At 64.6% G+C, this 26,313-nt stretch carries 25 protein-coding genes and 1 tRNA gene; 16 read left to right on the top strand and 10 right to left on the bottom strand.

The annotated features are described in order from the left end of the window. Positions 1 to 5: 5 nt before the first annotated feature. Genes upp through XI06_RS34760 form a run of 3 tightly spaced genes read right to left on the bottom strand, consistent with a single transcriptional unit; the run spans position 6 to position 3,191 of the window. The gene (upp, locus tag XI06_RS34770) at positions 6 to 635 is read right to left on the bottom strand and encodes a uracil phosphoribosyltransferase (protein ID WP_237866030.1); all 630 of its coding nucleotides are present in this window, start codon (positions 633 to 635) and stop codon (positions 6 to 8) included. A gap of 53 nt (positions 636 to 688) precedes the next feature. Then, positions 689 to 1,927, bottom strand: a complete 1,239-nt coding sequence (locus tag XI06_RS34765; protein ID WP_271607585.1) for a URC4/urg3 family protein — start codon at positions 1,925 to 1,927, stop codon at positions 689 to 691. A 7-nt stretch (positions 1,928 to 1,934) separates the two neighbouring features. Further along, positions 1,935 to 3,191, bottom strand: a complete 1,257-nt coding sequence (locus tag XI06_RS34760; protein ID WP_237866031.1) for a GTP cyclohydrolase II — start codon at positions 3,189 to 3,191, stop codon at positions 1,935 to 1,937. Between the two features lie 293 nt (positions 3,192 to 3,484). On the opposite strand from XI06_RS34760, the gene XI06_RS34755 reads away from it, so the two are divergent. Then, on the top strand, positions 3,485 to 4,612 hold the full coding sequence (locus XI06_RS34755; protein ID WP_237872099.1) for a threonine synthase: 1,128 nt from the start codon (positions 3,485 to 3,487) through the stop codon (positions 4,610 to 4,612). 39 nt (positions 4,613 to 4,651) lie between these two features. Here XI06_RS34755 and XI06_RS34750 read toward each other — a convergent pair whose 3' ends face one another. Further along, on the bottom strand, positions 4,652 to 5,467 hold the full coding sequence (locus tag XI06_RS34750; RefSeq protein WP_271607360.1) for a DUF2927 domain-containing protein: 816 nt from the start codon (positions 5,465 to 5,467) through the stop codon (positions 4,652 to 4,654). A 206-nt stretch (positions 5,468 to 5,673) separates the two neighbouring features. Further along, positions 5,674 to 6,171, bottom strand: coding sequence for a L,D-transpeptidase (locus XI06_RS34745; RefSeq protein WP_377803112.1), 498 nt, complete (start codon positions 6,169 to 6,171; stop codon positions 5,674 to 5,676). Positions 6,172 to 6,496: 325 nt separating this feature from the next. On the opposite strand from XI06_RS34745, the gene XI06_RS34740 reads away from it, so the two are divergent. The 8 genes from XI06_RS34740 to XI06_RS34705 all read left to right on the top strand — a co-directional run bounded on the left by XI06_RS34740 (position 6,497) and on the right by XI06_RS34705 (position 15,405). Beyond that, entirely contained in the window at positions 6,497 to 8,044 is a 1,548-nt protein-coding gene (locus XI06_RS34740) for an acetolactate synthase large subunit (protein WP_271607359.1), read from the top strand. 37 nt (positions 8,045 to 8,081) lie between these two features. Further along, on the top strand, positions 8,082 to 8,600 hold the full coding sequence (locus XI06_RS34735; protein ID WP_271607358.1) for a hypothetical protein: 519 nt from the start codon (positions 8,082 to 8,084) through the stop codon (positions 8,598 to 8,600). Between the two features lie 106 nt (positions 8,601 to 8,706). Beyond that, entirely contained in the window at positions 8,707 to 9,627 is a 921-nt protein-coding gene (locus XI06_RS34730; protein ID WP_237872107.1) for a LysR family transcriptional regulator, read from the top strand. A 108-nt stretch (positions 9,628 to 9,735) separates the two neighbouring features. Beyond that, a complete protein-coding gene (locus tag XI06_RS34725; RefSeq protein WP_271607357.1) occupies positions 9,736 to 11,094 on the top strand; it encodes an extracellular solute-binding protein in 1,359 nt (452 codons plus the stop codon). Between the two features lie 8 nt (positions 11,095 to 11,102). Further along, positions 11,103 to 12,074, top strand: a complete 972-nt coding sequence (locus XI06_RS34720; protein ID WP_271607356.1) for a carbohydrate ABC transporter permease — start codon at positions 11,103 to 11,105, stop codon at positions 12,072 to 12,074. A gap of 23 nt (positions 12,075 to 12,097) precedes the next feature. Then, on the top strand, positions 12,098 to 12,901 hold the full coding sequence (locus XI06_RS34715; RefSeq protein ID WP_271607355.1) for a carbohydrate ABC transporter permease: 804 nt from the start codon (positions 12,098 to 12,100) through the stop codon (positions 12,899 to 12,901). A gap of 24 nt (positions 12,902 to 12,925) precedes the next feature. Beyond that, complete coding sequence (locus XI06_RS34710; protein ID WP_271607354.1) at positions 12,926 to 14,464, top strand: sulfatase; 1,539 nt, start codon at positions 12,926 to 12,928, stop codon at positions 14,462 to 14,464. Then, complete coding sequence (locus tag XI06_RS34705; protein WP_271607353.1) at positions 14,464 to 15,405, top strand: DUF4432 family protein; 942 nt, start codon at positions 14,464 to 14,466, stop codon at positions 15,403 to 15,405. Before XI06_RS34710 ends, XI06_RS34705 begins: the two co-directional genes overlap by 1 nt. Positions 15,406 to 15,573: 168 nt before the next feature. Here the strand turns inward: XI06_RS34705 and XI06_RS34700 are convergent, their stop codons facing one another. Next, positions 15,574 to 17,115, bottom strand: coding sequence for a peroxidase family protein (locus XI06_RS34700; protein ID WP_237872119.1), 1,542 nt, complete (start codon positions 17,113 to 17,115; stop codon positions 15,574 to 15,576). A gap of 615 nt (positions 17,116 to 17,730) precedes the next feature. Between XI06_RS34700 and XI06_RS34695 the strand changes: the two genes are divergently transcribed. The 4 genes from XI06_RS34695 (at position 17,731) to XI06_RS34680 (ending at position 20,468) form a co-directional block, all read left to right on the top strand. Next, on the top strand, positions 17,731 to 18,099 hold the full coding sequence (locus tag XI06_RS34695; RefSeq protein WP_237872121.1) for a hypothetical protein: 369 nt from the start codon (positions 17,731 to 17,733) through the stop codon (positions 18,097 to 18,099). Between the two features lie 154 nt (positions 18,100 to 18,253). Further along, positions 18,254 to 18,760 carry a hypothetical protein gene (locus tag XI06_RS34690; protein ID WP_271607352.1) on the top strand — a complete coding sequence of 169 codons (507 nt, stop codon included), beginning with the start codon at positions 18,254 to 18,256 and terminating at the stop codon, positions 18,758 to 18,760. A gap of 96 nt (positions 18,761 to 18,856) precedes the next feature. After that, positions 18,857 to 19,339: a transcription elongation factor GreA gene (gene greA / locus XI06_RS34685; RefSeq protein ID WP_271607584.1), complete on the top strand. Its 483-nt coding sequence runs from the start codon at positions 18,857 to 18,859 to the stop codon at positions 19,337 to 19,339. Positions 19,340 to 19,430: 91 nt separating this feature from the next. Beyond that, a complete protein-coding gene (locus XI06_RS34680; RefSeq protein WP_237866043.1) occupies positions 19,431 to 20,468 on the top strand; it encodes an alpha/beta hydrolase in 1,038 nt (345 codons plus the stop codon). Between the two features lie 311 nt (positions 20,469 to 20,779). Here the strand turns inward: XI06_RS34680 and XI06_RS34675 are convergent. The 3 genes from XI06_RS34675 to XI06_RS34665 all read right to left on the bottom strand — a co-directional run bounded on the left by XI06_RS34675 (position 20,780) and on the right by XI06_RS34665 (position 23,037). Continuing rightward, positions 20,780 to 20,854 (bottom strand) — tRNA-Val (locus XI06_RS34675). A gap of 159 nt (positions 20,855 to 21,013) precedes the next feature. Continuing rightward, positions 21,014 to 22,309 carry a hypothetical protein gene (locus XI06_RS34670; RefSeq protein ID WP_271607351.1) on the bottom strand — a complete coding sequence of 432 codons (1,296 nt, stop codon included), beginning with the start codon at positions 22,307 to 22,309 and terminating at the stop codon, positions 21,014 to 21,016. A gap of 119 nt (positions 22,310 to 22,428) precedes the next feature. Beyond that, entirely contained in the window at positions 22,429 to 23,037 is a 609-nt protein-coding gene (locus XI06_RS34665) for a DUF1134 domain-containing protein (RefSeq protein ID WP_237866055.1), read from the bottom strand. A 141-nt stretch (positions 23,038 to 23,178) separates the two neighbouring features. Here XI06_RS34665 and XI06_RS34660 point away from each other — a divergent pair, with 141 nt between their 5' ends. Continuing rightward, on the top strand, positions 23,179 to 23,664 hold the full coding sequence (locus XI06_RS34660; RefSeq protein ID WP_271607350.1) for a YHS domain-containing (seleno)protein: 486 nt from the start codon (positions 23,179 to 23,181) through the stop codon (positions 23,662 to 23,664). Here the strand turns inward: XI06_RS34660 and XI06_RS34655 are convergent. Next, positions 23,658 to 24,485: a 3'(2'),5'-bisphosphate nucleotidase CysQ family protein gene (locus tag XI06_RS34655; RefSeq protein WP_271607349.1), complete on the bottom strand. Its 828-nt coding sequence runs from the start codon at positions 24,483 to 24,485 to the stop codon at positions 23,658 to 23,660. The genes XI06_RS34660 and XI06_RS34655 overlap by 7 nt on opposite strands. A 206-nt stretch (positions 24,486 to 24,691) precedes the next feature. Between XI06_RS34655 and chpT the strand changes: the two genes are divergently transcribed. Both chpT and XI06_RS34645 read left to right on the top strand, forming a co-directional pair. Beyond that, a complete protein-coding gene (gene chpT / locus XI06_RS34650; protein ID WP_237866058.1) occupies positions 24,692 to 25,345 on the top strand; it encodes a histidine phosphotransferase ChpT in 654 nt (217 codons plus the stop codon). 196 nt (positions 25,346 to 25,541) lie between these two features. Then, positions 25,542 to 26,313, top strand: a 772-nt coding sequence (locus tag XI06_RS34645; protein ID WP_271607348.1) for an Hpt domain-containing protein, incomplete at its 3' end; no start/stop codon positions are given.

Below are 26,313 nucleotides of genomic sequence, written 5' to 3'. Positions count from 1 at the left end.
CGCGACTATCGCGTCCCGTAGGCGCGGTCGCCGGCATCGCCGAGGCCCGGCAGGATAAAGCCGTTCTCGTCGAGGCCTTCATCCACTGCCGCCGTCCAGATGTGCACGTCGGGATGCAAGCCGCGCAGGCGCTCGAGGCCTTCGGGTGCTGCGATCAGGCAGGCGAGGCGAATGTCCTTGGCGCCGCGCTCCTTCAGCCGGTCGACTGCGGCCACGGCCGTGTTGGCGGTGGCGACGACAGGCGTCACCACGATGGCGAGGCGCTCGCTGAGATCCGACGGCGATTTGAAGAAATACTCGACTGCGGCAAAGCTCTCGGGTTCGCGATAGAGCCCGATATGGGCGACGCGCGCGGTCGGCACCAGGTCCATCATGCCGTCGACGAAGGTGGTGCCGGCGCGCAGCATCGGCACGAACACCAGCTTCTTGCCGGCGATCTTGGCCGAGTGCATCGTCGCCAGCGGCGTCTCGATCATGGTGTCGGTGAGCGGCAAGTCGCGCGTCACCTCGTAGCAGAGCAGCATGCCGATCTCCTTGATCAGCTCGCGGAACGACTTTGTCGAGATCGATTTGTCCCGCACCAGGGTCAGCTTGTGCTGCACCAGCGGATGATCGACGATCGTGACGCCTTCCATGATCGGATGCTCCTGAAATTCATCAAGTCAGTGCGGCGGACAACAATGCTGGGCTAGAAAACAGTGCCGTCGCTGATCACCTTGAGCGGCGGGGAGCCATCGGGACGGCGCGCAAAGGCGATGGCCCGGCCGGCGGCCCAGGTGCCGCCTTCCAGGATGCTGGCGAGCGGCAGCGACTGCGGCGTGCGGCCGAGCTTGGCGCGAACGAGATCTGCAGCGCGGTCGAGCAGCGCGACGGTGAGCGCGCGCCACTCGACGACGAGCAGCGAATCCACCGCATGTGGACGCTCGGCGTCCGAGGTATCGCGCAGGCGCAGCACCCCGTGATCGACGAACAGGCCGCCATTGCGATATTCGGCAAGGCCGGTGAGGCCATCGATATCGGTGACATCGAAGCCTGCGCGCTGTAGCGGCTCGATCAGCGAATAGCTCAGCCATTGCGACAGCTTGTGCAGCGGCACGAGGCCGGCGGTCGCATCGTCGGCCCTGATCGCCGGATGTCGCCAGCAATCGCCGAGCGGGACGCCGGCGAGTTCGAGCCGCGACGGCCAGATCGGTCCAAGCTGGTTCAGCACCGCGGACAGGATCGCAGGCGCGGGGATGGTGCCATCCACAGCCCGCGCGGCGATGTGGTCGAACAACCCGCCCGGCCGCGGCGTGTCGTGCATGCCAAAAATCTCGGCGCGTGCGGCCACCAGCCGGCCCAGACGTTGCAGCAGGTCGGTGCGTCCCTCCAGGCCGAGCAGCGGATTGGCATCGCTTGCCTGGAAGGCCGACGTCAGTGCCGGGAGCGGCAGCTTTGCCAGGACATCGGCATCGACCCTGAACGGCGCGCGCGCATCGCGCGAAAACAGCCCGCCCGCAAACATGTCGAGGCTTGCGAGTGCCAGCCCCTCGGAGCGACCGATGCCTTGTCCCGTCACCGCATCACGGTATCGCCACATTGCGCCAGCGCCGGCATCGAGCAGCACGCTGACGATGGCAAGGTCGAACTCCGCGCGCGCCCGCGCGGCTCGATCAGACCACACGGCTGCGTCGGCCAATTGCGCCCAGCGGTCGACACCGCCGAACACAAAATGCCGCCAGCGCGCGTGGAAGGGAATGTCGAGCGTCGGGTAGGCCTTTCGCGTCACCGCCAGCACGGCCTCCGCAACGCCATCCATCCGATCGAGATCGACGGTGAAATGCCTGAGCCCGCCCCGCAGGCCAATGTCGAGCATTTGGACGGCACGCGCGCGAACCGCCTTTGCGGACAGCAAGGCGCGTGCTTCTTGTTCTGAGGCCTCCGCCATCACGAGATCAGTATTTTTCCAGCGAACGTCCGACCACGCCATCGACGTCCTTCTCCGGCGCGATGTCGGTCGAGTAATAGCCGGCGGCCTTCTTGGCGGCGATCTCGACATAGGCGTCGGCCGGGATCAGCTCCGGCGGGATCGGCACGCGCTCGACGATGTCGATGCCTTGCGAGGTCAGCGCGTCGTATTTCATGTCGCTCATCGACAGGAAGCGGTCGATGCGCTTGAGGCCGAGCCAGTGGATCGTATCCGGCATCAATTGCTGGAAGCGCGCGTCCTGGACACCGGCGACGCATTCGGTGCGTTCGAAATAGGCGGCGGCTGCGTCGCCATCCTCCTGGCGCTTGCGCGCATTGTAGACCAGGAATTTGGTGACTTCGCCGAGCGCGCGGCCTTCCTTGCGGTTGTAGACGACGAGCCCGAGCCCGCCCTCCTGCGCGCCGCGCGCGGATTCCTCGATGCCGTGGATGAGATAAGGCCGGCAGGTGCAGATGTCGGAGCCGAACACGTCGGAGCCGTTGCACTCGTCATGCACGCGGCAGGTGATCTTGGTGCGATGATCCGGCAGCTTGGTCACATCGCCGAACATGTACACCGTGGTGCCGCCGATCGGCGGCAGGAACACTTTCAGGTCCGGGCGCGTCACCAGCTCGGGGAACATGCCGGCGGTCTGCTCGAACAGCGTGCGGCGCAGCTCGGTCTCGTTGGTCTTGAAACGCTCGGCAAGGCCGGGCAGGTACCAGACCGGATCGATCGCGATCTTCACCACCGAGACGCTGCCATTGGCATGCACGACCTCGCCATCGGCGCGCAGGCGCTTGGCGGCCAACGCCTCGCGAATTTCGGGCAGGTCGAGCCGTGCGCGCGTCACTGCGATGCTGGGGCGGATGTCGACACCCTCGGCAATGTCCTTGCCGAAGTTCTCGGCGACCAGATGGCCCCAGGGATCGAGCGCGACGATCTTTGCGGGATCGCGCCATTGCTCGAACGGTCCGATGGTCGCGGCGGGGAACGTGTTGGTGAGATCGGGGCGCCTGATCGGATCGAGCGCGCCGGCGGAGACCGCGAGCGCACGGTACATGGCATAGGAGCCACCGTGGCTGCCGATCACGTTGCGATCCCCGGCGCGCGACACCGTGCCGATGATCGGCCCGCGGGCGCGCGCATCGCCTGCGCCCCAGTGAATCGGGTACGCGGCTTTCTTGCCCGGCTCCGGATGAGAGGTGAGGCGGATATGCTCAGTACGATTCGCGCGGCTCATGGCCAAACTCCCAAAAAGCCAACGGCCCGCCGCTCGGACGGGCCTGGCTTATCAGCGCTGCCGGAGCAGAGCCCGGCGACGCAATCCATCATATTGTAGCGGCCCTTGGCGACAGACAAGTTAATCGTGCGGAGCGGCTGGTCGCGCCGCCGGTCCGTACCGGCGGAGGGCGCCAGAACACGCCCTATATCTATGTAATTGTTCAAATTTTTGAAGGGGCGCGTCCGGCGACTGGATAAAACCTGCATATTCGGACATATCGACCGGATCGGCTCTGCCCCCCGGAGAACACCATGTCCGCCGCCAGCTACATCGATCCCCGCAATGGAAAGCTCTATCCGCTTCTCGAGCCGCGCTGGTGCTCCGACGAGCAAACGCCGCTGCTGGTGACACCGGGGGCAGGGATCTCGCGCGCCGACATCGACAGCGGCACGCGCTCGCTGTGGCGCTACCGGGCGGCGTTGCCGGTGGAGATCAAGGATCCGATTTCGCTCGGTACCGGCTGCACGCCGCTGGTGCAGCAGGGCTGGGGCGATTTGCGGCCTCTCTTCAAGCTCGAATGGTTCAACCCGACCGGCAGCTTCAAGGACCGCGGCTCGGCGGTGATGCTGTCCTTCCTCCGGCAGATCGGCATCAACGCCATTCTGGAGGATTCCTCCGGCAATGGCGGTTCGTCGATGGCGGGGCTTGGCGCCGCCGGCGGCATGCGCGTGAAGATCCTGGCGCCGGCTTCGACCTCGCCGGCCAAGATCGCGCAGGTGCGCGCTTATGGCGCCGAGGTGCAGCTGGTCGAGGGTCCGCGCGAGGAGTCGGAGGCCGAAGCCATCAGGCAATCGCGCCAGACCTTTTACGCCAGCCACAATTGGCAGCCGTTCTTTCTCGAAGGCACGAAATCGCTCGCCTATGAGATCTGGGAAGATCTCGGCTTTCGTGCGCCCGACAATGTCATCGTTCCCGTCGGTGCGGGCAGCAGCCTGCTTGGCTGTGCTTTCGGCTTCCGCGAGCTCTTGAAGGCGGGGCAGATCGCAAAGCTGCCGCGCCTGTTCGCGGCCCAGCCGCTCAACTGCTCGCCGATCGATGCCAGCTTCAAGGCCGGCGTCGATACATCAGTTGCGCGCGAGGTGAGCAAGACCATCGCCGAGGGCACGGCGATCAAGCATCCGTTGCGGTTGCGCGAAATCATCGCCGCCTTGCGCGAGAGCGGCGGCGGCACGGTGGCGCTCACCGAGGACGAAATCGTCGCCGCCCTGCGCCGCCTGGCGCGGCAGGGCCTGTTCGCCGAGCCCACCAGCGCCAGCGCGGCCGCGGCATTGGAGAAACTCGCCGCCACCGGCGCCATCAAGGCGAATGAGACAACGGTTGCGGTCCTCACCGGCACCGGGCTGAAGGCCGCGACCACGGTGGCCGATCTGGTGCAGTAGGACGCTGCAACTTGCTCCGTCATTGCGAGCGGGCTCACCTCACTCCTTCAACTCGTTCACCTGCTTCACCCAGGCCCGCACGTCCGCGAGCACCTCGGGCAGCGCCGCTCTCACCTCCGGCACGGTCATGCCGGCCTTGATGCGGGGATCGTAGAGCACATTGAGGATGTACTGGTCGTAGACGTCGAAATAGCCCATCGACACATTGTCGTTGAACATGGTCCACGGCACGCTCGCAGTGTCGTTGATGGGACCGAGCGATTGCAGCACCTCCTCATAGGCGCAGTCGAGGAAGGTGAAGTCGCTGACGTCGACGGTGAGGATGACGTCGGAATGCTCGATCTCGAATTGCTCGTTCTTGCGGAAGCCGGACAGGCATTGCGGATCGAGCGAGGTGCGGATCTCGCGCGCCTTCTCCGCGCCGTAGAAGCTCGTAATGGTGCGGTAGAGGTCGCGGTCGCGCACCAGCTTCACCCGCACATTGGCCGCCTCGCTGGTATCGGTCATGGCGATGTCGAGATGCTGCACGCGCTTGCCGATGTCGGCCACGACCTTTGCGAGCTGCGCCTTGCGGTCGGCGCGATCGGTCTCGGCGAATACGCGCACTGGCCCGTCGAACTTGCGGATACGATCGACGCGGCCGGCGAGGTGATATTCGGCGCCGAACGCGGTCTTGAAAAAGCCGTCGACGATTTCGGCGTCGGTAAAGCTCTTCTTCTCGCTGCGCTGGCGTGAGGCGATCGCCGGCAATTCGCCGGCGGCCGCCTTGGGGACGATGTCGGGCACACATGCGAGCGCTGCGAGCGTCAGCAGGGCGAAGCGTAGGGCAGGCGCGGGCGGGACCAATGCGCTCATCGTCGCGCAACGCTGCCGTATTCGCGTCGTGCGCACAAGTCCGCAAATTCACGCGGCCGGGCAGGTTCCGGTCGCTTCAGCCACGGTGCCGTAGGGTGGGCAAGCGAAGCGTGCCCCACGCATTTTTCGCGATCGAGGGTGATGGTGGGCACGGCGCAAGTGCGCCTTTGCCCGCCCTACGAGAGCTACGGGAGCCCGCCTGGGCGCTAGTTGTTCAGCACAACCACGGTGGTGCCGACGCCAACGCGGCCGTAGAGGTCGGTGACGTCGTCATTGGTCATGCGGAAGCAGCCCGAGGACACCGCCTGACCGATCGTCTCCGGCTCGTTGGAGCCGTGGATGCGGTAGAGGGTCGATCCCAGATACATCGCGCGCGCGCCGAGCGGGTTCTCGATGCCACCCTTCATGTGGCGCGGCAGGTCCGGCCGGCGGGCGATCATCTGCGACGGGGGCGTCCACTCCGGCCATTCCTTCTTGGCGGTGATCTTGTGCACCCCGCCCCAGCGGAAGCCGTCGCGGCCGACGCCGATGCCATAGCGCAGGGCCTGGCCGTTCTCGAGGACGAGATACAACCGGCGCTCGGCGGTGTTCACCACGATCGTGCCGGGGGCATAATTGCCGTTATACATGACGGTGGCGCGGGGGATCGGGCTCGCGCCGCCACCGAGATAGCCGGTGGAGCTGGTGCCCGTGAAGTCCACCATCCCCGCGGCGGATGCGCTGCTCGCTCCGATCGTCACGGCCACCATGGTGGCGACAGTTGCGGCAAGAAACCGGATCATTCATTCCCCCAGCAAAAAAATCGATTCAATGACGAACACAGGCCATATTTGCCGGCATTTCGCAAGCCACGGCCGCGTGAGGCCCGGTGGTTGCCGTTAGCAAATCGGAAACCGCCTCAAAACACTATTAGCCAAACCCGCACATCGCGGCGCGGGACAGGGCCGCAATGGCCGCTATTGCTTTGACGGGCCGAGCGAACAATGATGATCCGACGGAACGTCGGAAATGGCCTGCGGGAGTGTTGGGATGAACGGTGCGGAAAGCCTGGTGCGGACGATGGTCAAGGGCGGGGTGGACGTCTGCTTCACCAACCCGGGCACCTCCGAGATGCATTTTGTCGCGGCGCTCGACCGCGTGCCCGGCATGCGTTGCGTGCTCGGCCTGTTCGAAGGCGTGGTGACGGGTGCCGCCGACGGTTATTTCCGCATGAAGGGCACGCCGGCCTCGACCCTGCTGCATCTCGGCCCCGGCCTCGCCAACGGCCTTGCCAATCTGCACAACGCCAAGAAGGCGAATTCCGGCATCGTCAACATCGTCGGCCAGCATGCCGTCTACCACATCGACTACAACGCGCCGCTGACCTCCGACATCGAGGGCCTGGCCCGGCCGATGTCGTCCTGGGTCCGGACCTCGCCGAATTCCAAAGCGGTCGCCGCCGACGGCGCCGCCGCGATTGCCGCCGCCAAAAGCGCCCCGCCGCAGATCGCGACTTTGATCCTGCCGGCCGACACCGCCTGGAACGAGGCCGACGGCATCGCCGAGGTGCCGGCCGAGCAGCAGCGCGCCAGCTATTCGCCGCAGGCGGTCGATCGGGCCGCAAAAATCCTGCACGGCGACGGCGAGGGCACATTGCTGCTGATGACCGGCAGCGCGCTCAGCGAGCACGGCCTGGCGCTGGCCGAGCGCATCGCCGGCAAGACCGGCTGCACCGTGATGGGCCCGACCTTCCGCCCCAAGATGGCGCGTGGCCGCGGCCGCTATTCGATCGACCGCATCCATTATGTGATCGAGAACGCGCTGCCGATGCTGGCAAAGTTCCGTCACATCGTGCTGGTCGAGTCCGACGATCCCGTGGCGTTCTTCGCCTATCCGAACAAGCCGAGCATGCTCAAGCCCGAGGGCTGCGAGGTCCACCGCATGACCTCCTGGGGCGAGAATTCGGTGGCGGCGCTGGAGGCGCTCGCCGGCGCCGTGAAGGCCAGCGCCAGGGACGTCAAGCCGCAGGCGCTGCAGGAGCTGGTCAAGCCGACCGGCGCGCTCACCTTCGCCTCGATCGCGCAGGCGATTGCCTGTGCGATCCCCGAGAACGCCATCATGGTCGACGAGTCCCTCACCACCGGCCGCGGCTTCTTCCCGCCGACGGCCGCCGCCGCCCCGCACGACTGGCTGCAGAACATGGGTGGCTCGATCGGCTTCTCGACCCCGCTGTCGATCGGCGCCGCGATCGCCTGCCCGGACCGCAAGGTCATCACCATGGTCGGCGACGGCAGCGCGATGTACACGATCCAGTCGCTGTGGACCCAGGCCCGCGAGAACCTCAACATCGTCACCATCGTGTTCGCGAACCGCATCTACCAGATCCTGCGCGGCGAGTTCGACAATGTCGGCGCCGGCGAGCCCGGTCAGCGCGCCAACGACATGCTCCGCCTCGACCGTCCGACGCTCGATTTCGTCGCGCTGGCCAAGGGCATGGGAGTGCCCGGCCGCGCCGTCACCAATGCCGACGAGTTCAACAAGGCGCTGGCGGAGGCCGTCGCCGAGCCCGGGCCGCGGCTGATCGAAGTGCAGATGTAGGGCATCCAACCCAGAGCGCCGAGGGCCCGGAGTCACGATGCAGACCGAGCTGAACAAGGTGATCGCGGCGCTCAGGGAGTTCTATGCCCACGAGAAATTCCTGTTCGAGAAGGACGTCGGCGAACGTGCCATCACGCACCGCTTCGCCGTCTATCTCGAGCAGCATTTTTCAGGCTGGGCCGTCGACTGCAACTACGACCGCCTCGGCGAGCGCACGCTGCATCTGCCGCACGGCAGCATCATCTCGACCGACGATCATCTCGGCAAGTCGATCTATCCTGACATCGTCGTGCACCAGCGCGAGATCCCGAACAATCTGCTGACCGTCGAGATCCGCAAGGCCAGCAATCACACGCCGCTGGACCACGACCAGCACAAGCTGATGGCGCTGACCGACCCGCACATCTGGTTCGCCTATTGGATCGGCGTGCTCCTGGTGTTGGACAAGCACGGCGTGACGACGTCGGAGGTCTATGTCAGCGGCGGTGTCGATCAGCCGCAGACGCTCTGGTTCGCAGGCCGGCTTGCGGAGAGCGGCCTTGGGGCTATGCATTAGCGGCTTGCCCGTAAGCGTCGGATTTTGGGGATAAGCGGAAGTCGTCCCGCCTGGCCTTGCACAATGGAAATATGAAAGCGGCGATTCGTTCGGGGTACATGCAGCGATGGATTTCCGACAGCTCGAATATTTCCTGCGCGTCGCGCAGCGCAAGAACATATCGCTTGCCGCAGCCGATCTGAACATTGCCCAGCCGACCCTGACCAAAAGCATCAGGCTGCTCGAGGAGCAACTCGGGGTCAAATTGTTCGAGCGATTGCCACGTGGCGTAGCGCTGACATCGTTCGGGACCACGCTGCTGCGACACGCCGAGGCCGTGCACGTCCAGATGAAGGATGCGGGGCAGGAGATTGCCGCGCAACGTTCCGGCGCCGTCGGAACAGTCTTGATCGGCGCCGGCCCGACTTGGCTGCGACGATATCTCCCGGCGGCACTCGCGCGCACGTTCTCGGCGCATCCGCTGATCCGCGTTCGCGTCGACGCCGGCTTCGACGAGTCGTTGCTCCGTGCGCTCAGGCAAGGCGAGCTCGACTTCGTCGTCGCCGAGATTCCCTCGCCCGAGGACCAGCGCGAGTTCGAGACGCTGACACTGACATCCGATCGGCTCGGCGTCTGTTGCCGCCGCGGTCATCCGCTGACCCAGCGAAGGCGGGTCAGCATGAGCGATCTGTTGCAATATCCCTGGATCAAGCCACCGCATGCGACGCGGGCCCATCGCCGGCTCGACTCGCTGTTCGTCGCCAATGATCTGGCGCCGCCGAAAAGCATGCTCGAAAGCGGGTCGGTCGCGCTTCAACTCAACGTCCTCCGGCACTCCGATGCGCTCGCCACCACCGTGTCGAAGACGCTGCAGACGCCGGAGGGCGACGGCCTCGTCATGCTCAATGTTCCCGAGCTTGCGCTGACGCGCGATGCCGGAATCATCACGCGCAAGGACGGCTGGGTCTCGCCGGCGGCCGCGGGGATCATCGATGCGCTCAAGGCCGTTTGCGCCGCCGAGACGGCCGGCCGCAAGGGTAAGCCATAGCTTTTGTCTATACCTACGACACAATTATCTCTTTGTAAGAATACCTGAATCCTGTTTTGCTTGGCCCCTGAGAGAGCCGGAATCGGCCGAAACGCGGGGAGGATTGAGATGCCGGGACAGAGCGGGAAGCGTGGCCTGACGCGCCGTCAGGTCGTGGGTGCGGGTGGCGCGGCTGCGCTGGGGTTCGCTGCGCCGTGGCGATACGCGGCGGCGGCCAAGGTCGCGCCGATGACCATCGTGATCAACCAGTCGCCCTGGTTCGACAGCTTCCGCAAGACGGTCGAGCTCTACGAGAAGGAAACCGGCAACCACGTCGAGCTCGACGTCAATCCCTTTGCGGGATCGCTTGAGAAGCAGCGCAACTCCGTGCGCGCCGCGAACGGCCAGTACGACCTGCTGATCATGAATTCCGGATGGGTCGCCGAAATGTATTTCGGCGGTTTCGTCGAGCCGATCGCAGCGATCGATCCGTCCTTCAAGCTCGATCCCGACGTCTACACGCTCGACAACACCGTCTATTTCGATGCCGACAAGAAGACGATGTCGGCCTCCGGCAAGCTGATGTCGGTGCCGATCTCGCCGCTGATCCCGCTGCTCTATTATCGCGGCGATCTCTACAAGGAGGCGGGCCTGAAGGCGCCCGAGACGTTCGCCGAGCTCGAAGCCAACGCAAAGAAGCTGCACAAGCCGCCGAGCCGCTACGGCATCGTCCAGCGCGGCGCCCGCGGCCCGGCGACCGTCAGCTACGATTTCTATCCCTATCTCTACGGCTTCGGTGGCGGCATCTTCAAGAACCAGGCCGCCGGCGACTACACGGTCACGCTCAACAACGAAGCCGGCCGTACCGCGCTCGACTATTATTTGCGGATCGCCAAGGAAGCCGGTCATCCGCAGACCGCCTCGCTGGAGCAGGCCGAGGTGATCCAGAACATGCTGACCGGCAAGGCCGCGCACATCATGGTGGTGGTGTCGGCATGGTCGCAGATGGACGATCCTGACAAATCCGCCGTGGTCGACAAGGTGGAGTTCGCGGTCACACCGCATGCGGAGGGCTTCTCAACCGGTCCCGGCCTTGGCCATTGGCTGGGCGGCATCGCACGCAACGTGCCTGATGATCGCAAGCGCAGCGCGCTGGAATTCCTGCGCTGGTTCCAGACCAAGGAGGCCCAGCTCGCCTATACCAAGGTCGGCGGCATTCCGGTCAGCGCCGCAAGCTATCGCGATCCGATCGCCCAGGAACGCCGCTATCGCTGGATGAAGCCACTCGGCGAGGCCCTGCCGCACGCGGTCAACATCTATCAGTTCCCGGAAGCGAGCGAGGTGATCTCGATCCTTGAGCTTGGCCTCAACCAGGCTGTCGCCGGCAACTCGACCTCGGTCCAGGCACTCAACAGCATGGCCGAGCAGATCTTTGGCGTGATGTCGAAGCGCAGCTACAATACCGGCAAACTGCCCGCATTGCTCTGAGGCTAGAGATGAAGCCATCGGCGAGCGCCGCCGCGCAAATGGCTGCGGTGGTGGCAGAACCATCCACCCCGGCAGGCCAGCCGGCTGCGGCCGACTTCCAGCGCGGCCTCGATGAGCGGGTGTGGCGCTGGCTGACGCTGTCGCCGGCACTCCTTCTGTTGCTGGCGCTCAGCGTGCTGCCGCTGGTCAATCTGTTCGCGACCAGCTTCTTCACCGTGAGCTGGAGCGGCGGACATTCGAGCTTCGCCGCCGCAGGCCTGAACAACTATCGCGCGCTTGCCGGTGACACGCTGTTCCGCGCCGGCATTCTCAACACGATCCTGTTCGCGCTGTTTGCCGTCGGCGGCCAGATGCTGTGCGGCTTCGTGCTCGCGCTGCTTTGCACCGGCGTCACGCGCGGCCGGCTGCTCTATCGCACCATCTTCATCCTGCCGATCCTGGTTCCCGGCATCGTCGTCGGCGCGATCTGGAAGCTCCTGCTCAATTTTGATTTCGGCCTGGTCAATCAGGCGATCGCGCTGGTCGGGATCGATCCGCTCAACTGGCTCGGCTCGGCCAACACGGCGCTGGCTTCGGTGATCTTCGTCGACATCTGGCACTGGACGCCGTTCTGCTTCCTGCTGTTCCTCGCCGGCCTGCAGTCGCTGCCGCAGGATGTCTACGAGGCCGCCAAGATCGATGGCGCCTCCGGCTGGCAGGAGCTGACATATGTCACGCTGCCGATGATGCTGCCGACCATCATGGTCACGTTCGCGTTCCGCCTCGTGCTCGCCTTCAAGGTCTTCGACGAAGTCTATCTGCTCACCGGCGGCGGGCCGGGCACGTCGACCCAGGTCATGAGCTTCACGCTCTATCAGCGCTTCTTCCGCGAGGACCAGACCGGATACGGCTCGGCGATGTCGGTCGCGATCATCTTCATGACCTGCATTCTGCTGTCGGCCGCTCTTGCGGCGCGCGGACGGATGGGAGCCGCGAAATGACGACGTCTCCGAGAGCACGCTCCTTGATCGTTCATGCCCTGCTGATCGCGGCGGCCCTGCTTGTGCTCATCCCCGTGGTCTGGGTCGTCGCCGCCGGATTCCGCACCCAGATCTCGCTGCTGTCAGGCGCGTTCTGGTTCTCGCCGGTCCTGAAGAACTTCAATGAGGTGCTGTTCTCCAAGACCTCGGACTTTCTCGTCAACTACCGCAACTCGCTCGTCGTCGGCACGCTGAGCACGCTGATCTGCCTCGTCGCCGCCACGCTCGCCGCATGGTCGCTCAACCGGATGTCCTGGCCGCGCTGGTTCGTGCACATCTTTCTCGGCTGGGCGCTGGTGTTTCACATGTTCCCGCCGCTGGCGCTGGCGAGCGCCTGGTTCACCATCATGCGCACGGTCGGCCTCGACAACACGCTGACCGCCGTGGTGCTCGCGCACACCGTGCTCAATTTGCCGATGGCGCTGTGGCTGATGGGGGTGTTCGTGCGCGACGTGCCGGTCGAGCTCGAGGAAGCCGCCCGGCTGGACGGCGCCACGACGCCGGTCCTGCTGTGGCGGATCGTCCTGCCGATCATCGCGCCGGGCCTCGCCGCGACCGGCATCCTGACGTTCGTGTTCAGCTGGAACGATTTCGGCGTCGCCCTGACGCTGACCATGAAACAGACCGCAACCGTGCCGGTCGCGATCGCCAAATTCGCCCAGGACTACGAGATTCTCTACACGCAGATGGCGGCCGCCGCCGCGCTGTCGATCCTGCCCGCACTCGTGCTGCTCATCATCGGCCAGCGCTACATCGTGGCGGGTCTCACCCAAGGCGCCGTGAAATAAGACGCGATCAACGAAGGAAATGCCATGAAGACGGTCTTCGTTCTCTTTGATTCCCTCAACCGCCATCTGCTCGGCGCCTATGGCGGCAAGCGAATTCCGACACCGAACTTCGATCGCCTTGCCGCGAAGACGCTGACCTTCGATCGCCATTATGTCGGCAGCCTGCCCTGCATGCCGGCGCGGCGCGATCTCCTCACCGGCCGGCTGAGCTTCCTGCACCGAAGCTGGGGCCCGCTCGAGCCGTTCGACAACGCGATGCCGGAGCTCCTGCATCACGCCGGCATCTACAGCCACCTCATCACCGATCACTTCCACTATTGGGAGGACGGCGGCGCGACCTATCACAATCGCTACGACAGTTACGAGTTCGTGCGCGGCCAGGAGGGCGACCCCTGGAAGGCGATGGTCCAGCCGCATTGGGAGCGGCTGCGCGAGATGTATCACGCGCGCCAGTTCACCACCGACCGGCGCAAGTACCACTCGCAGAACATCATCAACCGCGAGTTCATCAAGGAGGAGAAGGACTTCCCGTCGGTGCAATGCTTCGCGCACGCCTTCGACTTCCTCGACCGCAATTACGACGCCGACAACTGGTTGCTCCAGCTCGAGACCTTCGATCCGCATGAGCCGTTCCACGCGCCTGTCAGGTTCAAGGCGCCGTTCGACAGCGGCTGGAACGGGCCGATCCGCGACTGGCCGCGTTATGGCCGGGTCGACGAGCTCCCGGCCGAATGCGAGGAATTGCGCGCAAACTATTATGCTGTCGTGTCGATGTGCGACTTCCTGCTCGGGCAGTTGCTCGACGATTTCGACCGCCGCGACATGTGGAAGGACACCGCCCTCGTCGTCACCACCGACCACGGTTTCCTGCTCGGCGAACACGATTTCTGGGCCAAGAACCGCATGAACCTCTATGAAGAGATCGTGCACATTCCGTTGTTCGTGCACGATCCACGACGCCCGCAACCCGGCGCGCGAAGCGGAGTCCTCACCCAGTCCATCGATCTCGCGCCGACATTCCTCGATCTCTTCGACGTGGCGCCACCGCCCGAGATGGAGGGGCACTCGATCCTGAAGGCTGCGCATTCCGCCAGGCCATTACGGGAGGCGGCGCTGTTCGGCTATTTCGGCGGCGCCGTGAACATCACCGATGGCCACTACACTTATCATCGCTTTCCCGCCGACCTGAAGACGCAGGAGATCTTCCAGTACACGGTGATGCCGACTCATATCCGCTCGCCGTTCCTGCCGGAGGAGCTCGCCGGCGCATCGCTGTCGGACGGCTTCCCGTTCACCAAGGGTGCAAAGCTGCTCAAGGTCCCTGTGATCGAGCGCTCGCCGATGTATCTCAATTACGGCCCGGGCGCGCTGCTCGAGAACGACACGCGGCTGTATGACCTTGCGAAGGATCCAGGCCAACAGCAGCCCGTGACGAACGCGGCGCAGGAGGCACGCCTTGTGGCACTGATGGCGCGTCTGATGGCGGCCAACGAGGCTCCGCCCGAAGCCTTCGGCAGGCTCGACTTGCCGGAACCGGCAGCCCAACGCGAGATGTCCTCGTGATGGCCGGGGATCTGCGCGCCAAGGTCGGCGATCTCAGGCAATTCGCGAGCGTCCGGCGCGTCGTGCTCGATGACGGCGTGGAGCGCGGTGTCGCCGCGCTTGCCTTCTCCAACGGAGGCGGCCTCGACTTCTGGGCGCTTGCTGATCGCTCGCTCGACATCGGGCCGCTCTGGTGGAGGGGCATGCCAGTGGCCTGGCAGAGCATGGCGGGATTTCGCAGTCCGCATCTGCACCATCCGGAGGAGGAGGGCGGGCGCGGCTACAGCCGCACCAATTCCGGATTCCTCGTCACTTGCGGCCTCGATCATTTTCGCCAACCGGTGCCCGGTCATCCCATGCACGGCCGCCTGCCGTTCACGCCGGCGCGCGTGACTGCGCATGGCGAAGACTGGAACCGAAGTGAGCCCGTGCTGTTCTGCGAGGGCGAGGTGATACAGTTCCGGTTTGGCGGAGAGGCGCTGCGTCTCAGGCGCCGGCTCGAGGCGCCGATCGGCGGCAATCTGCTGCGAATTCGCGACGAGGTGACCAACCTTTCGAACGAGCCCACGCCGCAGGCAAGCCTTTATCACTTCAATTTCGGCTACCCGGTGCTCGCGCCGGGATCATCCGTGACCCTTGGTTCACGACAGTTGCTCGAGGTCGCGGCGCTGCCTGATGTCTCGCTGCTGTCCGAATCCGTCAGCTTTCCCGCCGATGGAGACGGCGCCTCCGCCGTCTGCAGGCTCGCGACACCGACGCAACAGGGAACGCTGGAGATTGCCGTCAGATTCGATGTCAGGACTCTTCCGCATCTTCAGCTCTGGCACGATCTGCGGCCGCATGCCTGCGTGCTGGCGATCGAGCCCTGCACAAGCGCCAAGGTGAATGGAACCGAAGCGGTGCTGATGCCAGGCGAGAGCCGCGCTTACGCGTTGGACATCGCGTTCGAGATGAAGGTCTAACGGCGGCGTTTGCTTCAACGGGACTCGGGTGGGGGATTTAGGCTTCACTGTGTGCCGCAGCTCTCACCCGAATGCCGTGTAGACCGGTCTGCTCCGTCGGGCGATAGGTGAGCAACAGAGCCGCCCGCTTGGCGCGAGCGGCCCTTTGCGTCCTCAACCCCTGCCAGCTCAATGCAGCGGAGCGCCGCCACCGAGCGCGTAGGTCACGAGATCCTTCAGCTTGAAATCGGGACCTGTCACCGGCGCCCAGTTCGGGTCGAGCGACAGCACCGAGGAGGCATCGCCGAACATCATGCCGAGGAAGACTTCGGCGACGATGCGGCCGCCGACCGGGCCGAGCTGTGGCGTCGTGATTCCAGCCGCCGGCGCGCCGGTGGCGGGGGGCGCGACCTTTGTGGCGAACTGGCGCGCTTCCGCGAGGATGTAGGTCCAGAGCGGGCAATTGCCTTTGAACGCGCCGTTCGCGATCGACGCGATCGGAACCTGCGGGTCGCCATCACCGGGAGTGTCGACGGCGCGGCCGACGATGATCTGCTCGTCGGTCAGCGGCGTCTGGTGCATCGCTTTGGCGACGGCCTGGCCCGAGGGCAGGCCAAGCCGCCAGCCGCGTTCGAGATTGCGCAGCGCCAGCGATGCCGGGTTGGAGGCGATTTCCGGCGGCAGCTTGCGCAGCGGATCGACCAGCGAGGTGTCGATGCGGTAGGCGAGCTGGAGCCGCCGCTTGTTATCAGGATTGGTGCCGTCGCCCTCGACGCCATAGGCGCGCGTGTCGACGTCGATGAAACGGCCCCAGTCGATGGCGCGTCCCGGGCCCATCGAACGGAAGCCGGTCAGCGCGTTGTTGTCGGGGTTGTTGGGGTCGGGGAAGATCTGCAACAGCATGTTGTCGGCGTCATTGAGCCGATAGCCGGGCCGGATCATGGAATGACCGAGCCGGTAGGCCGCGACCGAAAACTCGACCGGCATGTAGGGATAATTCTTCCAGTGATAATAGGCGAGCTTGCTGTGATCGTAGCGGCCGCCGGACTTGAGATCGTTCAGCACGGCGGCATTGACGATGCGCGGCATGAAGTCGTTGAGCACGACATATTGGTAGTGGAAGCGGACACGCTGTTGCACGTCCTGGAAGGAGAGGCTGTCGTTGTCGTCGACCATGCGGTTGTGGAAGCGCAGCATCAGCCCCTGGAACTGCGAGACGATGCTGTTCTCGTCGTTGCGGGGATCGCCGATCAGTGCGCGGCCCTTGAAACGCGGCAGGTCGAGGGCGTTGGAAACGCCGGTGCCGGTCAAGGGATCGCCGAGGAGAAATTTGCCGTTGCTGTCGTACATGTAGGGCTGGTCGTTCGGCCCGCGCCCGTAAAGATTGTCCAGATCAAACGACGGCGTGCGGAAGTCGATGAGCCCGTCGGGATCCTGCTGCTTGGCCAGCGAGCTCACCGGATCGAAGGTGATGTCGTGATCGACGAACTGGCCGAAATAAGTGTAGAGCGCGGGAATTGCGCTCTCCTCGGCGTCGGGGCCGTCCTTGGGTGGATCAAAATCGCCGACCATGTTGTCGGCGAGGGCGGAGAGATTGGCAATGTTGTCGGCCTCGTTCGGACCGAACGTTGCCGGCGTCAGGGTGCGAAACATGCGGCCAAAACGGCCTTGTGACAGTGGCGAACGGGTGGCGTTGAGACCGCGGGGCGGAGTGGCGTGACGACTGCTCATAAAGTACCTCCATGAAAAGTTACGACGGCAAGTAACTAAAGTTAAGGTTGTTCGTCATGAAATATGCAGGCGAGGCTAGATCGCGGAATTTGACGTCGCAATGCGCTGCTTCACACATTGCGCAGCGTCGATGCGGTTCCAGCGGCGAGCATTGCGAGCAAGCTGCGGATGCGCTTTGCAAATTTTTCCGACGCAGATGCCGAATAACATTCTCGTCATCGCCATCGGCGGTTCGAAGCAATGTCAGCTTCGACGACCTATCAGGCAAAGCGATTGACGAAGCGAACTCTGTGTTCGCGTAAAAATTGTATTTGTGTGGATGTGCTGCCGCGTCGACGGTCGCGGTTTCCCGGGCTGTTCCGACACATTGTCGTTTGTGTCCTGGTGCCGGAGCGTGCGTCGCCTTCGCCAAGGGTTCATGATGCGGCGAGGCGTCTTGGTCAAACCGTCTTGGCCAAACCGTCTTGGCCAAACCATCTTGGCCAAACCATCTTGGCAATGTGATCCCGGCCACAGTTTGCAGCCGTGGTCCCGCCTATCTTCGGAGCACTTGCACGCGTCGATCCTGCGGGACTACGCTTCCCATATTGGGGATCAGACATTTTGGAGGTTGTGATGCAAAGATCATATCTGCTGGCTGCGACCGCTGCGCTGGCGCTCATCATCCAAACACCACTCGCGCTGGCGCAGAGCGCGCCCGCCGCGGGGACCACACCGCCGGCGGCTGCGGCCACCACGCCGCCGGCCGCCAACACGGCACCGACTGCGACCACTGCGCCGGCTGCGACGTCCACGCCGGCTGCCACCGACACGTCAACCCCGCCGGCCGGCGCAAAGAAGAGTGCCGAGAAGAAGCCGGCCAAGAAGAAGATGACGCGGCAGCAGGAGATCGATCATTCGGTCGACAGCGGCACCGTTCCGGCGCGCTATCGCAACTCGGTACCGAAGGAGTACCAGCAATATATTCCGTTCGATAAGCAGTGACGGATTGCACTGCGGCGCGATGTTCACCCGCCTCGCGCCGTGGTGGAACCGGACGGGAGCCATGCAGGCGTGACGGCGTGATCTGATCAGCGGCCCCAGTGGCGGCCTCCTGTACCGGTGTTACAGTAGGCGAGGGCCCCGGGGGGATGACCAGATGAGTGACGACGCGAAGGATGCTGGCCTTGTGGCGATGATCAGCAGCATCCTGGGCGGCAACAAGCGCGCAGAGGCGGCGAGCCCGCCGCCGCTTGCCGACTTCCTTCCGGCCGCGCCGGCACCGGAGCCAGCTGCTGGGGTCCCCGAGATTCCCGAAGCGGAGTCGCCGAAGCTGCAGAACGCGTCCAATGGCATATCCAACGGCGCTTCCGATGAGGCGGCGGCGCCTGCGAAGCCGGCCGCGCCTGCGACTCAGTCCCTGACGCCTGACGGCAAGCGGCTTTTGCCGGCCGAAGCGATCGCCGATCTCGTGCTCGGCGAGCTCAGGAAGATCGAGGGGTTTCCTGCGTCCGGAGTCTCGGTCACGGTCTATGGTTACAGGCACTGGAACGCGATGATCACCTTCGCCCCGTTCTCGACCAATTTCCAGAACGCGACGCGGTTCCGCCAGGCCTTGCCCGACCTCGTCTTCAAGCTCCGTCGTTTCGTCGAACTTGAGATATAGTCGGGATGATCGCGGCCGGCCGGGCGCGGTTCACTTCGGTGGATCGTGGCGTCAAGGCGCGGCCTCACTGCAAAACTGTTCGACAGGATCTTCGAATTGAGCGTCGCCTTTACCAAGGAAGAAAGCGCCGAGACCGCCTCCGAGACGTTGCTGCCGGATCGCCCGATCTCGCCGCATCCGAACCTCGTGACGGAAGCAGGCCTGCAGGCCTTGCAGTCGCAGCTCCATCAGGCGCGCGAAGCCTACGAGGCCGCGCAGGCCATCGACGATGTCAACGAAAAGCGCCGGCAGTCGGCGGTGCCGTTGCGCGATATCAGATATTTCGGCGAACGGTTGCGCACCGCGCAACTCATCGCCCGTCCAGCGTCGAACGACACGGTCGCCTTCGGCAGCACCGTGACCTTCAGCCGCGCCGACGGCCGCGTGCAGACCTACCGCATCGTCGGCGAGGACGAAGCCGATCCGAAAGCGGGCTCGATCTCATTCGTCGCGCCGGTCGCGAAGTCGCTGATGGGGAAGGCCGTGGGTGACGTGGTGGGGACGGGCACGCAGGAGATCGAGATTTTGGCGATCGGGTAGGTCCATCCCCGCTTGAACCGCAACCGTTCGACGCTAAGCTTCGGCCAACGATCGCGCTGGACCGGTCGGGTACAAGGAGGAGGGGCAGGACATGCAGGCATCGCCGCTGTTTGGTATTCTCGCCACTGTTGTCTTCGGCAGCTCTGCGCTCGCTCAATCGAATATGCTTGTGACCGAAGAGGCCATGGTCAAGGCGAGCGATCCCGGCATCGAGATCTACGTCCGCAACAAGCGGCCTGCCAACATGACGACCTTCAGGCCCGAGCAGACGATCATCTATGTCCACGGGGCCACCTACCCGTCCGAGACGGCCTTCGATCTCAAGCTCGATGGTCAGTCATGGATGGAGTACATCGCATCGCGCGGCTATGACGTTTGGCTGCTGGACCTGCGCGGTTACGGCAAGTCGACGCGTCCTGCGGAGATGGCGGACAAGCCCGAAGCCAACTCGCCGATCGTGACGGGAGAGACCGCCGTCAAGGACATCGGTTCGGTGGTGGATTACGTCTTGCAGCGCCGCAACATTGCGCGTGTCAATCTGCTGGGCTGGTCGTGGGGCACGACGCTCATGGCGACCTACACGGTTCGAAACGCATCGAAGGTCGAACGCCTGGTGCTGTACGCGCCAGCGTGGATACGGCAGACCGCATCCTTGGTGCAGGCGGGTCCAGGCAAGCTCGGCGCCTACCGCACCGTCACGAGGGCGCAAGCCAAGGAGAGGTGGTACACTGGGGTAGCCGACGACAAGAAGGCAGACCTCATCCCGGCGGGATGGTTCGATGCCTGGGCCGACGCAACCTTTGCCACTGATCCCGTCGGCGCCGCAATGACGCCTCCCGTCCTGCGTGCGCCGAACGGTGTGGTCCAGGACAGCCAGCAATATTTTGGCGACGGCAAAGCCTATTACGATCCGGCGAAGATCACAGTGCCGACGCTGCTGGTCCATGCCGAATGGGACAAGGATACGCCGCCCTACATGGCGCAAACGCTCTTCCCGCTTCTGGTGAACTCGCCCGGCAAGCGCTACGTCCAGCTCGCCGAGGGAACGCATTCCATCCTCATGGAGAAGAACCGCCTCAAATTGTTCGAGGCCGTTCAGGCTTTTTTCGATGAAGGCCGGAAGGATTAGGGCTCGGCTATCCAACGTCGAATTGCGAGGATGCCGGCCTGAGAAGGGCGGGCCCGATCGCCAGGCAGTTCAACACGCGGCAGGCATGGTGCCATCATGCTCCTGTTTTGCCCGACGGAGCAAGTGGATTTCGGAAAATTCGCAGGCCTCGTTAAGCCGACCGAGGCCGGCTACTGTGCATGGGGTTGTTTTGACGTTTTGACGGATCGGGAGCAAAGACGCCCCAGTCCGTCTAAGCTCTTCGCGCTACGCCGGACACGCTTCGCCATCATTGGGCTTGGCTGCGCCACGCGGAGCCTTTTGGCGAAGCGTGGTGGGCGCACAAGGGATCGAACCTTGGACCTCTCCCGTGTGAAGGGAACGCTCTCCCGCTGAGCTATGCGCCCGGGACCATCATGCAGGCGGCCGGACTTTTCGGCCGGCCGGCGCATCGGAGCCCGCGATTTAGAAGTGCGGGCTATCAGTGTCAAGTTTTCAGGCGGCTTGGGGCCGGAAAACCTTCCATTGGTGTCACAATTCGGTGGCGGGGCCGGATTTCGGGCCGCTCACGCGCCCTGCTGGCGGGCGCGGGAGGCGTGGGCCTGGAGCGCGCGGATGCGCTCGGCCAGCGTTCCGCCGCCCTCGGGGAGGGGGCTTGCTGCGCCATTGCTGGCGACGCCGTTGGCCGGGCGCGGCGCGGGCTTCGGCGGCTGGCCGGCCTCGGCCGCAAGCAGCGCCTCGATCGGCGAGTTCGGGCCCTCGAGCTGCATCGCGAGTTTTGCCACTTCGGCGGCGATGTCGTTTATGCGCTCGCGCAACAGCGCGTTCTCCATGCGCTCGGTCGCCCAGGAGCTCTCGGCCTGCTGCTGGATCGCATTGATGTCGCGCTGGAGCTTTGCGCGCTCGTCGCGGGCGGTGCGCAGCTGTTCTTCCAGCGCGGCCTTCTCGTTGCGCAGCGTCTCCATCGCGGCCGACGATTTGCCGCCGCTCAATGCGGCGATCTCGACACGCAGCTCCTTGATGGTGCGCTCGGAGCCCTCGTTGGTCTGGCGCAGCTGGTTGTTCTCATAGTCGCGCTCGGCGAGCAGCTTGCCCTGGGTGGCGAGGCGGCCTTCGAGGTCGGCGACGCGGCCTGACAGCATCTCGGCCTCCTTGACCTGCACGATCAGCTGGCGATCGAGCTCGGTGACGCGCTGGCTCAGGCTCTCGACGCGGCCACGCGCGTCGCCGAGCTCGCGCGAGACGGTCTCCGATTCCGAGCGCTCCTGCGTCAGGCGGGCCTGCGTCGCGGCAAATTCCTTCTCGGCATCGCCGACGCGGTTCTTCAATTCCTCGATCTGAGCCCGCACCGCGACCAGCTCGACCTGGCGGGTCTCCGCCATCATCGAGCGGTCTGACAGTTCGGAGTTGATCTTGGCGAGCTCGCCCTGCTTGTTGCTCAGCGCGATCTCGGCCTCGCGCAGCGCCTCGGTCTTGGCGTTGAACTCCTCCTCGGTGGCGCGCAGCTGTTCCTTCACCGCTTTCTCGCGCGCCTCGAGCGCGAAGATCGTCGCGTTCTTCTCACCGAGCTCGATCTTCATGCGGTTGATGGCGTCGCTCTTCTTGCCGAGCTCGGCAAGCTGGCTCGTGGTCTTGTTCTTGAGCTGGTCGACGCTCATCTCCAGCCGGCGCGCCGACATGGCGAACTCGGCGCGGAGCTGGTCCTTGTCGGCCTGGATCTCCGCCATCGACAAGGGCGTCGCCGCCTCGAGCCGTCGCGTGGTCAGGCGCACCGCGCGGTTATGCACCAGCGGCACGATGGCGAGCCCGCACAGCATCGACAGCAGGAAACCGATCGCCAGGTACATGATCGGTTCGACCATGGTTCAGAGCTCCGACAGACAAGGAAAAATTTACCAAAGACAATGCATGGCGGGCCGGCAAAAAGCCAGCCCCGCCCTGTTGTTAACGTGAATCCTCAACTGGATCGGAGGAGAAAACCCTAGAACGGGTTCCAGGTCGCCCGCGGCGTATATTTGAGATAGCCGATATTGGCGCCGAGGCGTAAGCCCAGGCCTGAGCGGATCGGCACCAGCACGATGTTGTTGGCGGTGAGCGCCGTCATGCCGAAGCCGCCGATGATATAGGCCGAGCCGTCGATGCCGGCGAAGCGCTGGTAGATCGCGTTGGTGGCGGGCAGGTTGTAGACCAGCGTCATGGTGCGCGCGCCGTCACCGCCCCAGTCGAAACCGAGCGAGGGGCCCTGCCAGTAGACGCGCAGGTCGCCGGCGTTCTTGGTGTAGAGCGTGCCTTCGCCGTAGCGCAGGCCAGCGACGAAGGCGCCGGAGCCTTCCTCGCCGAGGATGTAGCCGTTCGGCAGGCCCCATTGGCTGACCGCCTTCTCGATGATCGAGGCGAGCCCGCGCGAGACATTGCCGAAGAAGCGATGGCCGGCGGTGACAAGCTCGTCCGGACCGTAGGTATTGGGAGTCGGGGTCCGCTGCGGCGGCGGCAGGTCCGGCGGCGGCGCGGCCGTCTGGGCGGAGACCGGCACGGTCCAGCCAGCCAGCGCGATGAGCGCCACTGCGGCAAGGCGTGATGCGAAAGTCATAAAAGAACCCCTGGTATCGATCCCGGTCCGCTTCCCTTAACCTGATGCTATTAGGCACGGCTCTAGGTTGCGCCGGATGTCCCCTCGACTCGGATGTTATCCGCAGCAACTATGACGGCACAACGGCAGGAAGATAGCCCTTTGCGCCCCGGAATTGCCTTGATCGGCCGTCTGGTCTGCCTGTTGGCGGGCATTTGGCTCGGCCTGTCCTGGTTGCCTGCACGGGCTGCCACCACCGAGCGCATCGTCGTCAATCGCTTCTCCGGCGTCGCCATCGAGGGCTTCGACCCCGTGGCCTATTTCGTCGATGGCGGAGCCGAGCAGGGGACGGCGGAGTTCGAGGCCAATCACTGGGGCGCGGTCTGGCGCTTCCGCAATGAGGGCAACCGGGCGGAGTTCCTGTCCCATCCCGAGATCTATGGACCGCAGTTCGGCGGCTATGATCCCGTCGACATCGCCCGCGGCGTCACCGTCGCCGGCAATCCCCGCTTCTTCGTGATCTCGGCACAGCGGCTTTATCTGTTCAGCCGGGAACACAATCGCGACGCCTTCGCCGTCGACCCCGAACGCTTCCTGTATGAGGTGGGCAAGCGCTGGCCGGCGCTGCAGGACAAGCTCAGTCAGTAGGTCGCTACCGCTTCGGCGTCGCCCCAGGCGATGAAATCAGGGATGATGAAACCGGTGCCGCCCCGTTCGCCGAACCTGATTTCGCCGCCTTTGCCGTCGGTGACCTTGCCGCCGGCCGCGGTCACCACCGCGCAGCCCGCTCCCACGTCCCATTCACAAGTCGGCCCGAAGCGGGGGTAGATGTCGGCACTGCCCTCCGCGATCCGACCGAACTTCACGGCCGAGCCACAGGTCTTTCTGACGGCGTTGGGCCTGTTGTCGATGAAAGCTTCGCTTTTGGGGTCGCCGTGCGAACGGCTCACCGCCGCGATCCAGGGCTCGCCATGCCCGGGCAGCTTGCGGGTCCGGATCGGCTCGGCGGCGCCGATGGTGGTGCCGGCAAATGTCACGCGCTGGGCGCCGCGGCCGACGATGCCGCGCCAGAGCACCCCGAGCGCGGGCGCGCTGACGATTCCGAGCAGCGGCACGCCCTCGGTGATCAGAGCGAGGTTGACGGTGAATTCGTCGCGGCCGGCGACGAATTCCTTGGTGCCGTCGAGTGGATCGATCAGGAAGAAGCTGCCGCGAAATGGCGGCGAGGCGAGATGGGTCCGCTCTTCCGACAGCGTCGGCACGTCGTTCGCGAGCCGGGCGAGGCCCTCGGCAATGATCCGGTCGGCGGCAAGGTCGGCCTCGGTAACAGGCGAGCCGTCCTGCTTGCCATCGACCCGCATCGCAGAGCGATTGACGCCAAGGATCGCCTCGCCGGCCTGCACCACCAGCGCGGTCAGGGGCTCCATCAGCCGGTCAGCGGCCTCGCCGTCGATGATCCTCACCTGCATGCCTCATTCATCGGCAAGTCCTGTTCATCGGCAAGTCTTGTGGCAAGTCTTGCCCCTCTTCACGTGATTCGCCCGTGTCCCCTTATGGCCGCTTCGAACCTATCGCAAGCTTCCTGCCACGGGCTGGCGAATGATAGAACCCGCAGCGACAGTCCAAGCCATGCGTGATTCGCCGCGTCCGCGCCGTGCAATTCCAGGAACCCTTTATGTCTGACGCTCCGTCACCCGCTACCGCTTCTGCTCCCGATATGCTCGAACTCGCGGCCCTTTTGTGCTCGCGGGTCTGTCATGATCTCATCAGCCCGGTCGGCGCCATCGTCAATGGGCTTGAAGTGCTCGATGACGATCCCAAGCCCGAGGATCGCGAATTCGCGCTCGACCTGATCCGCAAGAGTGCCAAGACCGCCTCCGCCCGCCTGCAATTCTGTCGTCTCGCCTTCGGCGCGGCCGGCTCCTCCGGCGCGCAGATCGACCTCGGCGATGCCCAGACCATGGCCAAGGGCCACATCGAGGACGGCAAGTGCACGATCACGTGGAATCTGCCGCGACTGCTGCTGCCGAAGAATCGCGTCAAGCTGCTGCTCAATATGCTGGTCGTCTCCCAGCACACGATCCCGCGCGGCGGCATGCTGACAGTCGATGCGATCGGCGAAGGCGAGACGATGAGCTTCCGCATCACCGCGACCGGACACAACGCGCGCCTGCCGCAGAACATCTCCGAGCTGCTGAGCGGCGAGCGTGGCCCGGCGGCCGACGCTCACGCGATCCAGCCTTATTACACGCGGCTGCTGGCGCAGGCCTGCGGGCTCACCGTGACGCTCAAGCTGGAGGGCGAAGCCGTCATCGTTACCGCTTCGTAAACGCGCGTATCGCCCTTAGACGTTAATCTATCCTTTACGAGGCGCTTCGGCTTGTCCGGAGCGCCTTATCTCTTTGTTGGTTCCGTTCTTTTGCACATACTCAACCAATATTAAACGCTTTGCGGTGAAGCTGGCCCCATTCCGATCTGGCGCATCACGTCTCGTGCGCGCCCTCCCTGTATGAAGGCCTGTTTTCATGGATGATCTGTTGCGGGAGTTTCTGACGGAGACCAGCGAGAGCCTGGACACCGTCGACAATCAGCTGGTGAAGTTCGAGCAGGAGCCGAACAACGCCAAGATCCTGGATAATATCTTCCGCCTGGTCCACACCATCAAGGGTACGTGCGGCTTCCTGGGGTTGCCGCGACTTGAAGCGCTGGCGCATGCCGGCGAGACCTTGATGGGTAAATTCCGCGACGGCATGCCGGTGACCGGCCAGGCCGTGACGGTGATCCTGTCCTCGATCGACCGCATCAAGGAGATCCTGGCAGGCCTCGAGGCGACCGAAGCCGAGCCTGAGGGTAACGATCGCGATCTCATCGACAAGCTCGAAGCGATGGTCGAGCAGGGCATGGCCGCGATGTCAGCGTCGGCTTCGCCGATCGCGTCAGGCTCGGCGCAGCCGATGCCGGCGGCAGGCACTGCTGCTCCTGTCGCCGACGCCCCGCCGCTGGTGCCGGAAGCACCTGCTGCCGCTCCCGCAAAAGAGATGACCACGGGCTCGCTGATCGACCAGACCCTGGAGCGCCCGTTGCGTCCGGGCGAGGTCTCGCTCGACGAGCTCGAGCGCGCCTTCCGCGAGACCGCGATCGAAGCACCCGCGCCCGTTGCCAAGGCCGAAGTGAAGGCCGAGCCGGCTCCTGCTACTGAGGCGCCTGCTGCAAAGGCTCCCAAGGAGAAGGCCGCGCCGAAGAAGTCGATGGCCGACGAGAATGCCGGCGAAGGCGCCAGCATCGCCAACCAGTCGA

Origin of the sequence: Bradyrhizobium sp. CCBAU 11434, from assembly GCF_028128895.1 — a bacterium.
Taxonomy (GTDB): domain Bacteria; phylum Pseudomonadota; class Alphaproteobacteria; order Rhizobiales; family Xanthobacteraceae; genus Bradyrhizobium; species Bradyrhizobium zhengyangense.
Note: the sequence above shows the minus strand (reverse complement) of the source record. Positions and strands in the feature narration are given on the sequence as shown.

Excerpts from the sequence above, each read along its gene's own strand:
- XI06_RS34680 (WP_237866043.1), top strand. The coding sequence starts at position 19,431 with ATGCAGGCATCGCCGCTGTTTGGTATTCTCGCCACTGTTGTCTTCGGC.
- XI06_RS34655 (WP_271607349.1), bottom strand. The coding sequence starts at position 24,485 with ATGCAGGTGAGGATCATCGACGGCGAGGCCGCTGACCGGCTGATGGAG.
- XI06_RS34720 (WP_271607356.1), top strand. The coding sequence starts at position 11,103 with ATGAAGCCATCGGCGAGCGCCGCCGCGCAAATGGCTGCGGTGGTGGCA.
- XI06_RS34765 (WP_271607585.1), bottom strand. The coding sequence starts at position 1,927 with ATGGCGGAGGCCTCAGAACAAGAAGCACGCGCCTTGCTGTCCGCAAAG.
- XI06_RS34705 (WP_271607353.1), top strand. The coding sequence starts at position 14,464 with ATGGCCGGGGATCTGCGCGCCAAGGTCGGCGATCTCAGGCAATTCGCG.
- XI06_RS34755 (WP_237872099.1), top strand. The coding sequence starts at position 3,485 with ATGTCCGCCGCCAGCTACATCGATCCCCGCAATGGAAAGCTCTATCCG.
- XI06_RS34695 (WP_237872121.1), top strand. The coding sequence starts at position 17,731 with ATGCAAAGATCATATCTGCTGGCTGCGACCGCTGCGCTGGCGCTCATC.
- XI06_RS34690 (WP_271607352.1), top strand. The coding sequence starts at position 18,254 with ATGAGTGACGACGCGAAGGATGCTGGCCTTGTGGCGATGATCAGCAGC.
- XI06_RS34740 (WP_271607359.1), top strand. The coding sequence starts at position 6,497 with ATGAACGGTGCGGAAAGCCTGGTGCGGACGATGGTCAAGGGCGGGGTG.
- upp (WP_237866030.1), bottom strand. The coding sequence starts at position 635 with ATGGAAGGCGTCACGATCGTCGATCATCCGCTGGTGCAGCACAAGCTG.
- XI06_RS34735 (WP_271607358.1), top strand. The coding sequence starts at position 8,082 with ATGCAGACCGAGCTGAACAAGGTGATCGCGGCGCTCAGGGAGTTCTAT.
- XI06_RS34750 (WP_271607360.1), bottom strand. The coding sequence starts at position 5,467 with ATGAGCGCATTGGTCCCGCCCGCGCCTGCCCTACGCTTCGCCCTGCTG.
- XI06_RS34670 (WP_271607351.1), bottom strand. The coding sequence starts at position 22,309 with ATGGTCGAACCGATCATGTACCTGGCGATCGGTTTCCTGCTGTCGATG.
- XI06_RS34725 (WP_271607357.1), top strand. The coding sequence starts at position 9,736 with ATGCCGGGACAGAGCGGGAAGCGTGGCCTGACGCGCCGTCAGGTCGTG.
- XI06_RS34745 (WP_377803112.1), bottom strand. The coding sequence starts at position 6,171 with ATGGTGGACTTCACGGGCACCAGCTCCACCGGCTATCTCGGTGGCGGC.
- XI06_RS34760 (WP_237866031.1), bottom strand. The coding sequence starts at position 3,191 with ATGAGCCGCGCGAATCGTACTGAGCATATCCGCCTCACCTCTCATCCG.
- XI06_RS34730 (WP_237872107.1), top strand. The coding sequence starts at position 8,707 with ATGGATTTCCGACAGCTCGAATATTTCCTGCGCGTCGCGCAGCGCAAG.
- chpT (WP_237866058.1), top strand. The coding sequence starts at position 24,692 with ATGTCTGACGCTCCGTCACCCGCTACCGCTTCTGCTCCCGATATGCTC.
- XI06_RS34710 (WP_271607354.1), top strand. The coding sequence starts at position 12,926 with ATGAAGACGGTCTTCGTTCTCTTTGATTCCCTCAACCGCCATCTGCTC.
- XI06_RS34665 (WP_237866055.1), bottom strand. The coding sequence starts at position 23,037 with ATGACTTTCGCATCACGCCTTGCCGCAGTGGCGCTCATCGCGCTGGCT.
- XI06_RS34700 (WP_237872119.1), bottom strand. The coding sequence starts at position 17,115 with ATGAGCAGTCGTCACGCCACTCCGCCCCGCGGTCTCAACGCCACCCGT.